This is a genomic window from Pseudomonas silensiensis, assembly GCF_050434865.1.
GTDB classification, from domain to species: domain Bacteria; phylum Pseudomonadota; class Gammaproteobacteria; order Pseudomonadales; family Pseudomonadaceae; genus Aquipseudomonas; species Aquipseudomonas fluorescens_W.
Map to the genome: position 1 here is coordinate 79,389 of NZ_JBNDJH010000022.1, position 14,249 is coordinate 93,637.

The window sequence follows — 14,249 nt, forward strand, 5'->3', positions numbered from 1 at the left end:
ACTGACTACTTTCCCGAAAGGGTCTTGTGAGACTCTGAGGATCCTGGGCAACCAGCCATCGCAGAGCCAGGCAGGACCGGGGCTATATCGAACCGACCTGTTTGATACGGCGCTATTGTGGCGAGGGAGCTTGCTCCCGCTGGGTCGCGAAGCGGCCCCAAAAGAAAGGACTGCTACGCAGTCCAGCGGGAGCAAGCTCCCTCGCCACAGGTTAGTCATTGCTCGCAGCGTTTCTTTATCTGCCGGGCATTGCCTCGTTACGACCAGCGCCGAAAGATCAGCGAGGTATTAACCCCACCAAAGGCAAAGTTGTTGTTCATCACGTACTGGTTGCTCATCTGCCGAAACTCGCCGCGCAGGTAATCGAGTTTGCCGCAGTGCGGGTCGACGTCGTCGAGGTTGAGGGTGTGGATGTACAGGTCGCGGTTCATCATTTCGATGCTGAACCAGGATTCCAGCGCACCGCAGGCTCCAAGGGTGTGTCCGAGGAAGCTCTTCTGCGAGCTGATCGGCATGTGCTCGCCGAACAACGCGCTCGTTGCCAGTGTTTCGGCAATGTCGCCCTGTTCAGTCGCGGTGCCGTGGCCATTCACGTAGCCGATGTCAGAAGGCTGTAACCCGGCGTCTTCCAGGGCCAGTTCCATGGCCCGGCGCATGGTGACCTGCTCTGGGCGGGTGGCGTGCTGGCCGTCGGCGTTGCTGCCGAAACCGACGAGTTCGGCGTGGATGTGCGCACCGCGAGCCAATGCGTGTTCGAGTTCTTCGAGCACCAGCATGCCGCTGCCTTCACCGATCACCAGGCCATCGCGGCCGCTGTCGTAGGGGCGTGGGGAAGTCTGCGGCGCATCGTTTTTCAGGCTGGTGGCGTAGAGCGCATCGAAGACCATCGCTTCGGTCGGGCACAGTTCTTCGGCACCGCCGGCGAGCATCAATGGCAGGCGACCAAACTTGACCGACTCGTAGGCATAACCAATGCCCTGACTGCCGCTGGTGCAAGCGCTGGAGGTCGGGATCAGCCGGCCGGTGAGGCCGAAGAAGATGCTGATATTCGCGGCCGTGGTGTGCGGCATCATGCGCACATAGGAGTTGGCATTCAGCCCCTCGGCCACCGAGTTGAGCAGCATGTTGCCGAACGCCTTGATCTCGTCGGTGCTGCCGGTGGATGAGCCGCAGGAAACGCCCATGCGTCCGTCCTTGATCGATTCGTCACCCAACAGCCCGGCATCGGCCAACGCCTGTTCTGCCGCGCCGACCGCCAGGCGCGAGACCCGGCCCATGCTGCGCAATTGTTTGCGGGTCCAGTGGCTCGGCACTTTGAAGTCGTCGATCGGCCCCGCCAGGCGCGTGTTGAGTTCGGTGAAGCGATCCCACTCGTCCATCCGGCGGATACCGCTGCGGTTGGCCGCGAAGTTGCTAACGATGGTGTCCCAATCGCTGCCGAGTGAGGTGATGCCGGCCATGCCGGTGACGACGACGCGCTTCATCAGCACAGGCCTCCGTTGACGGCCAGAACCTGCCGGGTGATGTACGACGCTTCCGCCGACATCAGGAAATTCACCGCACTGGCCACCTCTTCCGGGGTGCCCATGCGTTGTGCGGGGATCATTTTCATCAGTTCTTCCACCGGCACGTTTTCATCGAGCATCGCGGTATCGATCAAGCCGGGTGCGACACAGTTAACAGTAATTTTGCGCTTGCCCAATTCAATCGCCAACGCCTTCGCCGCGCCGATCAAACCGGCCTTGGAAGCGCTGTAGTTGACCTGGCCACGGTTGCCGATCAACCCGGAAACCGAGGTGATGCAAACAATCCGTCCGGCCGCGCGACGACGAATCATCGGCATCATCACCGGGTGCAACACGTTGTAGAAACCGTCGAGGTTGGTGCGCATCACCATGTCCCAATCATCTTCGCTCAGGGCTGGAAAAGCACCGTCGCGTGTCAGGCCGGCGTTCAGCACCACACCGTAATAGGCGCCGTGGGTTTCCACGTCGGCTTCGAGAATGGCTCTGCAGTTGGCGCGGTCGGACACATCGAATTGCAGAATGCGCACGTTGCGCCCCAAGGCTTCGATTTCGGCCTTCACGGCTTCAGCGTCCGCCAGGCCACTGCGGCAATGCAGCACGATGTCATGCCCGGCCTGAGCCAGACGCAAAGCGATGGCGCGGCCGATGCCACGGCTGGAACCGGTGATCAGTACGGATTCAGTCATGGCTGGGTTCCTTGGGTTTCATGAAGGTATTGAGCAGCCTGAGGCGGACGGAACACGTTCAGACGAGCGGTGGCGTGAATGCCGGGGGCGGTGATGTGGCATTCGAACACGCCCATGCCGTTGTCGTCTTCCAGCGAGCGGATGCCGTGGATGGTCAGCTCCGTACCAGCGGGGAAGTGCTCGACGTTGCATTCGAATTTGCGGGTGCCAAGCAGAAACCCCAGCTCCACCGCATCGCCACGCTGACGGGCATGGCAACCGGCGTAGGCGGCGACACTCTGGGCCATCAGCTCGATGCCGACCCAGGCCGGCAGGCTGCCGTCCGGGCGGCTGAACAGGCCGTTGGGTCTGACCGTGAGACGGGTGTAAATCTGCTCGTCATCGAACGACAGGATCTGTTCGATGAAGATCATGTCGCCAGCATGCGGCAGCAGTTCGGCGATCGGCCAGTCAATCATGGGGCGTCTCCGATAATCAGGCTGACGTTGTTGCCACCGAAGGCAAAGGAATTGCTCATCAGGTAGCGAGGTGCAATGGACGTCAGGCGATTGGCCGGGGTCACCCAATTCAGGGCTGGCAACTGGGGATCCGGTTGGCCGTCCCAGACGTGAGGCGGCAGGGCGTGCTCGCGATTGCCTGCACTGAGGCTCAACCAGCAGAACGCCGCTTCCAGAGCGCCGGCCGCACCAAGGGTGTGGCCGGTCATGGGTTTGGTCGACGAACACGGCACACCTGTCGGGAACAACGTTGCCACCGCCAGGCTTTCCATGGCGTCGTTGTGTTGAGTGGCGGTGCCGTGCAGGTTCAGGTAATCGATCTGCTGTGGCTGAAGTTGTGCTCGGCTCAAGGCTTTGCGCATCGCTTGCAGGGCGCCACGGCCAGTCGGTTCCGGCGCAGAAATGTGATGGGCATCGGAGCTGGCACCACTGCCGAGCAGAGCGATCGGCTGGCTGTCGCCGATATTTTTACTCATCAAAAACAGCACCGCCGCTTCGCCAATGTTGATGCCGTTACGGTTCACCGAAAACGGGTTGCAGCGTTGCCCAGACACCGCTTCCAGCGCCGAGAACCCGTTGAGGGTCAACTTGCACAGGCTGTCGACGCCGCCGCACAGCACCGCGTCGCACACGCCCAGGTCCAGCAGTCGCTGAGCACTCATCAGCGCCCGGGCGCTGGAAGTGCAGGCCGTGGAAATCACATAGGCCGGGCCGCTCAGTTGCAGCCAGTCGGCGAGGAAGTTCGCCGGAGCGCCGAGCTCCTGTTGCTGGTAGTCGTAATCGGCCGGGAACTGATGCTCGCGGATGTAATGGGCCAGGCCGCTGCTGGCTTCGTCGATACCCGAGGTGCTGGTGCCCAGAACGATACCGATGCGGTCGCGGCCGTAGGTCTGGATCGCCTGGTCGATGTCTTCGCGAATTTGCAGCGCGGCTTCCAGCAGCAATTGATTATTGCGGGTGTCATGCGGCGCAAGCTCAGCCGGGATCGGCGCCAGTTCGCCTTGAACCGCGGCCACGGGCAGCGACCGCTCCGCCACCCAGCCGGCCTCATTGCGCATGCCCGAACAGTCACCGGCAATCAGGTTGCGAGCGACTTCGGATTTGTCACGGCCCAGGGCGCAGATCACCCCGAGGGCATTCAGGTAGGCCGTCATGGTGCGTCCCCACTGAGCGGCGTGACTTGATATTTCGGGCCTTTGGGCAGGTTCAATTCAAAGCTCATGGGTTGTGAGTAACGGACTTCCCAGTGCGCTGGCAAGGACCGTTGCGAGCCATGCTGCCACGCGGCGGGATAGTTGCCCGACAGTTCATCTTTGGGGGTCAGCGCAAACAGCAGCGCGGCGAACAGCTCTCGCGCTTCCGGATTGGGCGGCAGCAGACCATCAGCCTGCCACTCGCCATCGACCAGTTTCTGGCGTGCCTGGGGAATGCCCAGCAAGTCCATCATCGACCAGCGAATGCCCGGGCCTTCACGCTGGATCACCAGCACCCAGTCCTGCCGTTGGTCGGCCACCAGACGCTGGATGTGCAATTGCAGCGGCAACGACAGGTTCGGGGTTTGCTCGGGCAGCGGCGCCCGGCTGGCGCAGGCGCTCAGCAACAGGACGCAACCCAACAGCAGAAAACGGATCATCAGGCACACCTATCAAGGGGTTTGCGCGCGACCACATTGACCAGGGTTTCTTCCCGTTGGCCAAAGGGCTTCGGCCGGCGCAGACCCAAGCGTTCAAACAGGCCGAAATCCTTGGCGCGGCTCCACCACAAGTATGGATAAGACACGTTTTGCGGGCCGAGTTCGAAACCCTGCTGGCGAATCATGTCCAGATACCCGGCGGCGCTCTTTTGCACGTGCATCGGATGGCGGAACAACCAGCGGATCACCCAAGTATCAATGTAAGCCTCGGTGGATTCGGCGAACAGTAGATAGCCACCGGGCTTGAGCACGCGGTAGAACTCGGCGAGTGCCTGTTCCTGCTGCACCAGATGATGGAAGGTCTGGTGACAGAACAGCAGATCGACGCTGGCGTCCGGGACGTTGATGCTCGCGCAATCGCTGCCGGTCAATTCCACCTCCATGCCCTGACGGACGGCTTCTTCGCCGGCCAGGTTCAGGCTGTGAGGGTCGGCGTCCAGAGCGATCAGGCGCTGGGGGGAAAAGGTCTGGCGCAGGTACTGGAACGACTTGCCCTGACCGCAACCGGCATCCAGCAGCACCGGGTTGCTCGGCGGTGTTTCGCTGAACAGGCTGCGCAAATCGGCGATTGCCACTCGCAGTACATGGTGCTGCCAGGTGTGGCTGCGCAGGAACCAGAAACCAAAGCGGGTCTCTTCGACGTAGGTGTCGCTCAAGTAGCTCATGTGACATCCCTTGCACAGAGCTCCGAGAGCATCCGCAGCCGACGCTTGGGTTCGGCAACGAATGGATTGCGCTCATCCCAGGCATAACCGGCCAGAATCGAACTGATCATGCGGCGAATATCCGGCGAGCCGCCCTCATGGTAAATCACATCCTGGAACGTCCCGGCGTACCAGCCTTCGACGTAGCAACGGAACGTGTCGACGCCGCGCTTGAGCGGGACGGCGAATTCAGTCTGCCAATCGACATGTTCGCCTTGCAGTTGGCGATGCAGAACCCCGGCGGCCATGCTCGCTGAGCGCATGGCGATGGTCACGCCGGAAGAGAACACCGGGTCGAGGAATTCCGCTGCGTTGCCGAGCAGGGCAAAGCCTGGCCCGTGGAGGGTTTTGACGTTGGCCGAGTAGCCGCCGATGGTTCGAGCCGGCGTATCCCATACGGCGTTGTTCAACACGCCGGCCAGGCTTGGGGTTTCAGCGATAAACCCACGCAGGCACTCGTCCAGGTTCTCCATGCGGCCTTCGAAGTGTTCGGCTGCCGCGACCACGCCGACCGAGCAACGGCCATTGCTGAACGGGATGGTCCAGAACCAGATGTCACGGTGGATCGGATGGGTGGTAATGAGGATTTTTTCCCGCTCGAAGGTCGGGTTGTCGATGTGGTCTTCGACATGGGTGAACACGGCCTGGCGCACCGGGAAATCCGACGGCGCTTCAAGGTCGAGCAAGCGCGGCAACACACGCCCGTAGCCGCTGGCATCCAGCACGAAATCGGCCTCGACGCGGTACTGGCTGCCGTCTTCGCGAAGCACGTCGAGCTGCGGTTTCGGCAGGGTGAAATCGACGCTGACGATGGCTTCGCCGTAACGAACCTCCACACCTTGCAGCGCGGCTTGATCGGCCAGCAGCTTGTCGAAATCGGCACGATGGACCTGGAAGGTGGTCGGCTTGCCGTTGCTGAACGTCTCGCCGAAATCAAAGGCGCTGTAGTGCTCGCCCCAAGCGAATGCCGCACCGTTTTTCAACTGGAATCCGGCGGCGTTCACCGCCTCGAGCATGCCGGCTTCTTCGACGAAATCCAGGCAGTGGGACAACAGGCTTTCACCGATGGAAAACCGTGGGAAATGCTGGCGTTCGATCATCAACACATCGTGACCTTTGCGCTTGAGCAGCGCGGCGGCGATGGCGCCCGATGGACCTGCACCGATCACCACGACCTGACGATGTTCCATTTCAACTGTTGGCACGGGGGCTCCTTGCCGGGACGGCGATGTTCAGAGGGGTTCGGTGCATGCCGGCGAGTGCCGGCAGCAGTGTCGCGATCAAGCCCATCACCATCAGCGCGAAGTACAGCGCCGGGCTGATGAGTTGTTGTTGCAGCAGCAGGTTGAGAAAGACGATCTCGCTCAAACCACGAATATTCAGCAAGACGCTTTCCCGCCAACGACTGGCGCCTTCAAACGAAGCGCCGGCCCAACCGAGGCCCAGCCAGTTGCCCAGCAGTTTGCTGACAATCGGGAACAGCAGCAGTGCGGCCAGTTGCACCCAACCGAGGCTGGCCATGGCCGCGTGGACGTTGATCTGCACGATGCCGAACGTGAGGATCAGCGGGATCGCGACATACGTCTGCAAGTGACTCATCCAGATCACCGGCAACGGCAGCACCAGCGGCACTTTGAGCGCGGCCATCCACAGCAGGTAACCGATGCCGAAAATCAGCGCATTGAGCTTGAAGTGTTCCGCCACGACCAGCAGTGCGAAGAAGCAGCCGCTGTGCAGCAACGGTTGGCGCAAGCCGAGCAGGCGCAGCAGCAACGGCAGGCAGGCGCCGGCCAGCGGCAGCAGGAGGCTGCTCAGGTGCAGGCTGCCCTGGGCGATGGCGAACAGGGTCCAGCAAGTGAGGTCGATCAGGATCGCGGTCTGCACCAATCGCCGGGTCGCGGCAGGTGGGTATTTGATGTGTCGCAGGTACAAGTACAACACCGGAATCGCCGTGATGGCGAACAGCAGGCCGACCGCCAGGGAACTGATCCAGGGTTGCGGCGGTAACAGCCACACCGCTGTCGCGAGGCCACAGGCAAACGGAATGCAGAAACTCGGCAGGGCGATTTTCAGGCTTTGACGGTCGAGTCGCAGGTCAATCACGTCACTGAGGATGTGCCCCAGCAACAAGGCAAAACTCAGGCTGTAGAGGTTTTTCAGCCAGGCTGGCGCGACCAGCGCGGCGCCGCTCAATTGCCACTGGGGTTCGATCCAGAAGTACATCAGCAGTGGCAGACCGAAGGTGGCCAGCAGCAACTGGCTGACAATCGGGATCACGCCGAAGTGACGACCGACACGGGTGGCCACAGCGAACAGCGCCAGGGCCATGACCCAGAACACGGCGATCATCATGTGGCTGACTCGGTGACCGGGGCGGCGTGAACCTGGCGTCCGGCCCACGGCGCAAGAATGAAGCTGAAGGCCAGCCCCAGGCTCACCGACAGGCCGAAGTTGCTCACCGCCGGCGTGCTGGACACCGCCAGCAAACCGAACGACAGCCAGGTGGTCAGCGCCGCCAGCAAGGTGCCCAGCAGGCTCACGGCCGCGCCGCCGACCTGTTCACGCATGAGGATCGCGTAATCGACGCTGATGGCTGTCACCAGCAGCAGGCCGAACAGGCTGAACAGCGTCAGCGGTTGCCCCAGCCAGCCGAGACTGGCCAGGCTGCACAGCGCGGCCAGCAGCGGCAGAGAGACGATCCGCAGCGCGCCGCCAAAGCCGAACGGCAGGATCAGCACCAGCACGATCAGCGCACAGGAAGCGAGTTTCAACTCGGCGGCGCTGATCTGGGTGTCGGCGAACACTTTGTTCAACTCACCTAAGCGATCTACCAGTTCCACGCCCGGCAAATCCAGGGCCTGGACTTGTAACAGCGCGGGGTTGTTCAGGCCTTGCAGACTGACCATCGCCGCTACGCCGTCATCGGTCGGTCCCAGCCACAGCGGGCGATAGGGTTCCGCCAACGGACCGACCAGCGCCGCGTCGATGTCTTCGGTGGGCAGTGCCTGCAACTTCGTGAGCTCTGCTTGCAGCGCCTCGGCCGGCACGCCGACATCGAGCAGCGGCTGCCAGAACTGCGGCAACGTGTTCAGCGCTTCACGCACTTTGCGCTGTTCGGTGGGTTGGCTGACCAGTTGATTGAGCGACAGATAACCCTGGAGTTTTTCCAGGTTGACCAACTGATCCAGTCGCTCGTTCAGCGCGGTTTGGCGCTCCAGCAGTTGCTGCTGATTGGCCGCGCGTACCAGGAAGAACTGGCTGGTGGGTTGATAGCCGGTGATGCGCGCAATGGTTTGTGCTTCGTCAGTCAGTTGCTGCGGTGCACCGACCCACTGGCGAATGTCGTTTTTGGTGTCGAGCTGCAGCAGGCCGCCCACACAAAAGGCAATCAGCAGCGCCAGCAGCACCGGCGTACTCGCAAGTTTGAGCAGCGCTTCACGACGCCCCAGCAAAAACTCGGACACCCGCAGCGGCCACTGCGCTGGCCGCAGGTCTGTACCCTTGAGCAGTGCCGGCAGCAGGCACACCGCGGACAAATAAGCGCCGAGCAGACCGGCGGCAGAGAACACGGCGATCTGGGTCAGCGCCGGGAACGGTGTCCAGGCCAGGGCCAGGTAACCGATGCAACTGGTGATCAGGCTCAGCGTCAGGCCCGGCAACGTCAGGCGCAGGGCCGGCCAACTGTGCCAGGGTTTCAGGCTCCAGCTCTTGGACAGGTAATGCAGCGGGTAATCGACTGCCACGCCGATCAGGCTCGAACCGAGCACCAACGTCATCACATGCATATGGCCGAACAGCGCCACACAGGCCACCGCACCGAAGAGCATGCCGACCAGCACCGGGACGAAGGCCAGCAACACCCGCCAGCGCCGGAAGGCCAGCAGCAACAGCAATAGAATGCCCACGGTGGCACCGCCACCGACCCAGGTCATTTCCCGGGTGGCTTGTTTTTGCCCACTGGCCGCATAGAGCAAGCCACTGGCGGCCAGCAGTTGAACGTTTGCCTGAGCGGCTTGTTCACGGCTGTGCTGTAGCAGATCGGCCACTTGCAGCGGCAAGTTCATGTCGAAGGCGTTGCCCGTGGTTCGCGAGCGCAGCAGCACCCAACTCTTGCCGTCGGCATCGGCGACCAGCGCACCGCTGCCGATGTCCAGTTGCACCGAACCGTGCTGCGGCTGGCTGTTCTGGATCCGCCCGGTCAGGCCCAGCCAGTCATCCTGGCTCGGCACCAGACTGAAACCGGTGAAAGGGTCGAACAGCGCTTGCACTCGCTGCTGGATAAAGGCGTCGGGATGCTCGATCAGTTGCTGCCGGTCAGCCGCTGACAACATCGCCAGTCGACCATTGAGCAATTGCGTGCGCAGCGCCGGCAGGTCGGCTTGCAGGTTCCACTGGACCTTTTCGAACAAGCCGCTGGCCTGCCACTGCTCGCCCAGTTTCTGCGCCATGGCGACTGCTTGCTGGCGATCGGTGTGGCCGACCAGCACCAGCATTTCTCGGTTCAGCGGTTCTTGCATGCGTTGTTCGGCGCGCAGTTCCAGTGCGTCTGGCGCCGTGCCTGGCACCAGTTCCATCAGGTTGGCCGACAGCGGGGCGCCGTCACGCCATTGCCAACCGGCGAGCGCGAGCACCGCCAGCAGCAGGATCAGAAATAGCCGCGGAAGACTCCGTTCACTCGGCAAAGTCATGTTGCTCCGCATCGCTCAACGGTTGGGTGCTGGTGCTGTCCTGCATGCGCAAAAGCGTGCTGTCGCCTTGGGTTTCGAGCAACTCGATGCTGTGCACCAGTTCGCCACCGGCGATGTTGATCTGAGTGAACACCTGCTTGAGCAGCATGGAGCGAGGGGTCAGTGTCAGCTTCCAGTTCTGTGCGTCGCCGCTCAGCGAAAGCTCGAAATCCCGTTGCAGCCCGCTGCTGTCGCCTTGCAGCACGGCAAGGAACAAGCGGTTCTGCTCGGCACCGGCACTCTTGCTCGGCAGCATTTGCCAGCCATTGGCGTCACGCCGGGCGATGCCCTTGGCGCTGATGCGGTAATCCTGTTGCAGCGGGGTTTTCAGCAGCCAGAGCAAGCCGTGGTTTTTAGCGAGGACGAAAGTGCCCTTGCTGGTCAGCGGCTGGGGCAGGGCGCGCAGGTGTTTTTCCTGGATGAAATTGCCGTGGATGACGTCGGGTTTAGCTAGCTGATCGCTCAACTGCTGCAAATCAAAAGCCTGCGCCAGCGAAGAAAAGCCAACCATCAACATCAGCCCCACCACGAACCCGTAGCAGCTGCCGAGCCCGCGAGGCTGCGTTCGGCGGCGAAGCCGTCGTAAAACCTGCCAATGCGGTGTAATAGGAAAAACGCAGGGCGTCTGCTGCGCAGCCGAACGCAGGCTTCGCCAGCTGCTACAGAGGGTTTTCAGCAGGGTCATGCGAGCATCCTTTCAACAGCATCGGTGAAGACCTTGGGTGAGGCCAACTGCATTTCGCGGCTGCTCATGTCGACGGCGACCTGCACGGAACTGGCGCGGGTCAAGCGTTCGCCGGTTTCCAGATCGCTGATCAGGTAGCTGATCTTCAGACGGTTCTCCCATTCCACCAGATTGGCGCGCACGTTGAGCTTTTGGCCGAACACGGCGCCGCGCACATAACGCAATTGCAGATCAATCACCGGCCAGGCGTAACCCGACTCGACCATGGCCGAGTAGTTGTGGCCGATCTTGTCCAGCAGCGCGCAGCGGGCGACTTCCAGGTATTTGATGTAATGGCCGTGCCAGACGACGTTCATGGTGTCGACATCAAAGAACGGCACGAGGATTTCCGTATCGGTGTGAAGCACTCCCTTGCTACGCATGCAGCCTCCAGTGTTGCTCGGCGATGCGATGCAGGCACAGGCGCAATTCACCTTCCAGCGCGCGGTCTTCGATGACCGGCGGGAAGTCTTTCGCCAGCTCTTCGTGCATGGCGGCCAGGGCCGGCGGCAATGGACGCGCATCCTCGGCCTTGCTGCGCAGCCAGACGCCTTGGTTGGCGGCCAGCAGGGTGGCAGCGGCAACCTGTTCGGTCAGCTCCAGCACACGGATCGCATCGCGGGCGGCGATGGTGCCCATGCTCACTTTGTCCTGGTTGTGGCACTCGGTGGAGCGCGAGAAGACGCTGGCCGGCATGGTGTTTTTCAACGCTTCGGCGGTCCAGGCGCTGGTGCCGATCTGCACGGCTTTGAAGCCGTGGTTGAGCATCGCCCGGTCAGCGGTGGCGCCGGACAGGTTGCTTGGCAGGCCATGGTTGTAGCGCTCGTCCACCAACAGGGCGAGTTGACGATCGAGCAGGTCGGCGACGTTGGCCACCAGGTTTTTAAGGCTGTCCATGGCGAACGCAATGTGGCCGCCGTAGAAGTGCCCGCCGTGCAGCACGCGTTCGGCTTCGGCGTCGATGATCGGGTTGTCGTTGGCGCTGTTGAGCTCGATCTCGATGAACGAGCGCAGCCAGTTCAGGCTGTCGGCCAGTACGCCGAGGACGTGGGGCGCGCAACGCAGTGAATAACGATCTTGCAGGCGATGCAGCGGCGCAGTCGGCGCGTCGATCGCCAGATCCTTGCGCAGCCACGCGGCGACTTGCATCTGCCCCGGATGCGGTTTGGTGGCGAACAGGCGCTCGTCGAAGTGCTCGGGGTTGCCTTGCAACGCGACCACATTCAACGCGGTGATGCGGGTGGCCAGTTGCAGCAGGTAATCGGCGCGGGCGTAGGCCAGGCAGGCGAGGCCGGTCATGACGGCGGTGCCGTTCATCAGCGCCAACGCTTCTTTCGGGCGCAGTACCAACGGCTCCCAACCCAGTTCGCGGTGTACGTCGGCCGCTTGCCGGCGTTCACCCCGGAACATCACTTCGCGCTCGCCGGACAGGGTCGCGGCGACATAGGACAACGGCGTCAAATCACCGCTGGCGCCCACCGAGCCTTCTTCCGGGATCAGCGGCAGAATGTCGTGTTCGAGGAAGGCTTGCAGGCGTTCCAGCAGTTCAACGCGCACTCCGGACACGCCGTGGCACAGCGACTGCAAACGCGCCGCCAGCACCGCACGAGTGGCTTGTGCGTCGAGCAGTTTGCCTAGGCCGCAGCCGTGGAACGTATACAAATGACGGGGCAACGCCTCGACGTGATGCAGCGGCACCGCGACCACGCAAGAATCACCGTAACCGGTGGTCACGCCGTAGATCACGCCTTCCTTGTCCAGCAGGGAGTCGAGGAATCGCGCACCCTTGGCGATACGCTCGCGGTACGCAGGGTCGCTTTGCAACTGCGTCGGCACCTGACGGTTGGCCAGGGCCAGCACGTCTTCGATGCGCAAAGGGAGTTCGCCGAAGGTTACCGGCTCAAGCGTTGGCGTCGTCATCGGTCTTCCAGAAAGGGTAAAAGTTGAACCATTGTTGGGGCGCTTCAAGGCAATAGTGACCCAAGCGTTCGGCATAGCGGGAGGCCCACTGATGAATGACCTGCTCGCGGTCGCTGCGCTTCCACACCACGGCCTCGGCGAACGGTTCGAGGGTCAGTCGATAGTCGCCCGTCGGCTTCTTCAGGCACAGCATCAGGTTGATCGGGCATTTCAGCAGGCCGGCAAGCAACCATGGGCCCTGAGGGAACGCGGCCTGATGGCCGAGGAAGTCCACGGTGACGCTGCGTCCGCCATGCAGCGGCACGCGGTCGCCGGCAATCGCCAGCCATTCGCCGCGCTCCAGGCGCTCATGGAGTTGCAGCATGATCAGCGGGTCCAGTTCGCTGACTTGAATCAGCCGCAAATTGGTCGCGCCGGCTTCGCCGAGCAAACGGTTGAATTGTTCAGCGTGCTTGGTATGCACCAGCACGTTCATCGTGACTTTTTCACCGATTTCGGCCAGCGCGCGGCAGACCTCGAGATTGCCCAGGTGCGCGCCCACCAGCATCTGCCCGCGGGTGCCGCGCAGTTGATTGCGCAGCAAGGCCGGGTCGATGATTTCGATCTGCTCGATGCTCAACTTGCCGTTCCATACGTCGAGCTTGTCGAGCATGGAATCGGCGAAGGCCATGAACTGGCCGAACACTCGCCAATGGGTCGGGCGCAATTCATGGCGACCACTCCAGTCAGCGAGCCTCTGCTGGTACTGCCAGGCGCTGTGACGGGCGCTGCGCCCGAACAGGAAAAAGTACAGAACGATGCCGTACAGCAACGGGCTCAGCAGCCGCCGGCCCAGCACTTTGGCGCAGAATGCGGTGAATTTCATCAGCCAGAAGCTGCCGCGCTCTTCGCGATCAGCCCAGTGCTTTTTATCCGCTTCAGCGCTCATGCTCGCCACCGCCGCCAGAGGATCACGGGCGCCCGCAGCAACATGCCGAAGAACAACCGCGTGTGCATGCTCGTAATCAGCACGTTGTCGTAGAACAGGCGGAAATGCGAGACGCCATCCAGCGGGTAGTGGACATTGGTTTGCAGCCATTGCATGGGGAGATTGCGCCAGGCCAGCCGTACGAGAATGTCCGAGTCGAAGTCCATGCGCTTGCCGATCTTCGCCGAATCGATCAGCGCCAGGGTCGGTGGTAACGGATAGACACGGAAGCCGCACATGGAATCGCGAATCTGCAACGACAGGGTGTTGATCCAGACCATGACGTGAGTCAGGTAGCGGGCGTACAAGCGACCTTTCGGCACGCTGGCGTCGTATCGCGGGTAGCCGCAGATCACCGCCTCGGGATGGGCGCGCGACAATTCGATGAAGGTCTGGACGTCTTGCAGATCATGCTGACCGTCGGCGTCCACCTGCAAGGCATGGCTGAAGCCCAGGCGCGAGGCTTCGCGAAAACCGGTCATGACCGCGCCACCTTTGCCCTGGTTGGCGCTGAGCCGAATCAGGAACACTTTGTCGCGCAGGGCCAGTTGATCGAGCACCTTTGCACAGGCCGGGCTGCTGGCATCGTCCACCAAAATGCATGGCAGGCCGCTGGCGAGCAGCGCATCAACCACCGTGGTGATGGCGGTTTCGTGGTTGTAGACCGGGACCACGGCGCAGGGGTTATGCACGATTTAAAACCTCCACAGAACCCTTGTGGCGAGGGAGCTTGCTCCCGCTGGGTTGCGAAGCGACCCCAAAACCATCCGGCGTAGATTTCATTGCGAACGCTTCGCGCTCGAAC

The 14,249-nt window shown here is 62.1% G+C and carries 14 protein-coding genes; all 14 read right to left on the reverse strand.

Going from position 1 to position 14,249, the window contains the following annotated elements; all coding sequences use genetic code 11:
- Window positions 1-257: 257 nt before the first annotated feature.
- Window positions 258-1,484, reverse strand: coding sequence for a beta-ketoacyl-ACP synthase (locus QF010_RS25855; protein ID WP_033055382.1), 1,227 nt, complete (start codon window positions 1,482-1,484; stop codon window positions 258-260).
- Window positions 1,484-2,212, reverse strand: a complete 729-nt coding sequence (locus tag QF010_RS25860) for a 3-ketoacyl-ACP reductase FabG2 (RefSeq protein ID WP_429534194.1) — start codon at window positions 2,210-2,212, stop codon at window positions 1,484-1,486. The genes QF010_RS25855 and QF010_RS25860 overlap by 1 nt, the downstream gene beginning before the upstream one ends.
- Entirely contained in the window at window positions 2,209-2,670 is a 462-nt protein-coding gene (locus tag QF010_RS25865) for a hotdog family protein (RefSeq protein WP_033055386.1), read from the reverse strand. The genes QF010_RS25860 and QF010_RS25865 overlap by 4 nt, the downstream gene beginning before the upstream one ends.
- A complete protein-coding gene (locus QF010_RS25870) occupies window positions 2,667-3,863 on the reverse strand; it encodes a beta-ketoacyl-[acyl-carrier-protein] synthase family protein (protein WP_429534195.1) in 1,197 nt (398 codons plus the stop codon). The genes QF010_RS25865 and QF010_RS25870 overlap by 4 nt, the downstream gene beginning before the upstream one ends.
- Window positions 3,860-4,342 (reverse strand): hypothetical protein, encoded by a 483-nt coding sequence (locus tag QF010_RS25875; protein WP_223431099.1) that lies wholly within the window; start codon window positions 4,340-4,342, stop codon window positions 3,860-3,862. Before QF010_RS25875 ends, QF010_RS25870 begins: the two co-directional genes overlap by 4 nt.
- Window positions 4,342-5,067, reverse strand: a complete 726-nt coding sequence (locus tag QF010_RS25880) for a class I SAM-dependent methyltransferase (RefSeq protein ID WP_429534196.1) — start codon at window positions 5,065-5,067, stop codon at window positions 4,342-4,344. Before QF010_RS25880 ends, QF010_RS25875 begins: the two co-directional genes overlap by 1 nt.
- Window positions 5,064-6,311, reverse strand: coding sequence for an NAD(P)/FAD-dependent oxidoreductase (locus QF010_RS25885; RefSeq protein WP_429534197.1), 1,248 nt, complete (start codon window positions 6,309-6,311; stop codon window positions 5,064-5,066). Before QF010_RS25885 ends, QF010_RS25880 begins: the two co-directional genes overlap by 4 nt.
- Window positions 6,298-7,458 (reverse strand): cation:proton antiporter, encoded by a 1,161-nt coding sequence (locus QF010_RS25890; protein WP_429534198.1) that lies wholly within the window; start codon window positions 7,456-7,458, stop codon window positions 6,298-6,300. The genes QF010_RS25885 and QF010_RS25890 overlap by 14 nt, the downstream gene beginning before the upstream one ends.
- Window positions 7,455-9,794: an MMPL family transporter gene (locus QF010_RS25895; protein ID WP_429534199.1), complete on the reverse strand. Its 2,340-nt coding sequence runs from the start codon at window positions 9,792-9,794 to the stop codon at window positions 7,455-7,457. The genes QF010_RS25890 and QF010_RS25895 overlap by 4 nt, the downstream gene beginning before the upstream one ends.
- Window positions 9,778-10,350, reverse strand: coding sequence for an outer membrane lipoprotein carrier protein LolA (locus QF010_RS25900; RefSeq protein WP_429511303.1), 573 nt, complete (start codon window positions 10,348-10,350; stop codon window positions 9,778-9,780). The genes QF010_RS25895 and QF010_RS25900 overlap by 17 nt, the downstream gene beginning before the upstream one ends.
- A 164-nt stretch (window positions 10,351-10,514) precedes the next feature.
- Window positions 10,515-10,940: an acyl-CoA thioesterase gene (locus tag QF010_RS25905; protein ID WP_008149615.1), complete on the reverse strand. Its 426-nt coding sequence runs from the start codon at window positions 10,938-10,940 to the stop codon at window positions 10,515-10,517.
- Window positions 10,933-12,477, reverse strand: a complete 1,545-nt coding sequence (locus QF010_RS25910; RefSeq protein ID WP_033055403.1) for an HAL/PAL/TAL family ammonia-lyase — start codon at window positions 12,475-12,477, stop codon at window positions 10,933-10,935. The genes QF010_RS25905 and QF010_RS25910 overlap by 8 nt, the downstream gene beginning before the upstream one ends.
- Window positions 12,458-13,405, reverse strand: coding sequence for a lysophospholipid acyltransferase family protein (locus tag QF010_RS25915; protein WP_429534200.1), 948 nt, complete (start codon window positions 13,403-13,405; stop codon window positions 12,458-12,460). The genes QF010_RS25910 and QF010_RS25915 overlap by 20 nt, the downstream gene beginning before the upstream one ends.
- Window positions 13,402-14,136: a glycosyltransferase family 2 protein gene (locus tag QF010_RS25920; RefSeq protein ID WP_429534201.1), complete on the reverse strand. Its 735-nt coding sequence runs from the start codon at window positions 14,134-14,136 to the stop codon at window positions 13,402-13,404. The genes QF010_RS25915 and QF010_RS25920 overlap by 4 nt, the downstream gene beginning before the upstream one ends.
- Between the last annotated feature and the right edge of the window lie 113 nt (window positions 14,137-14,249).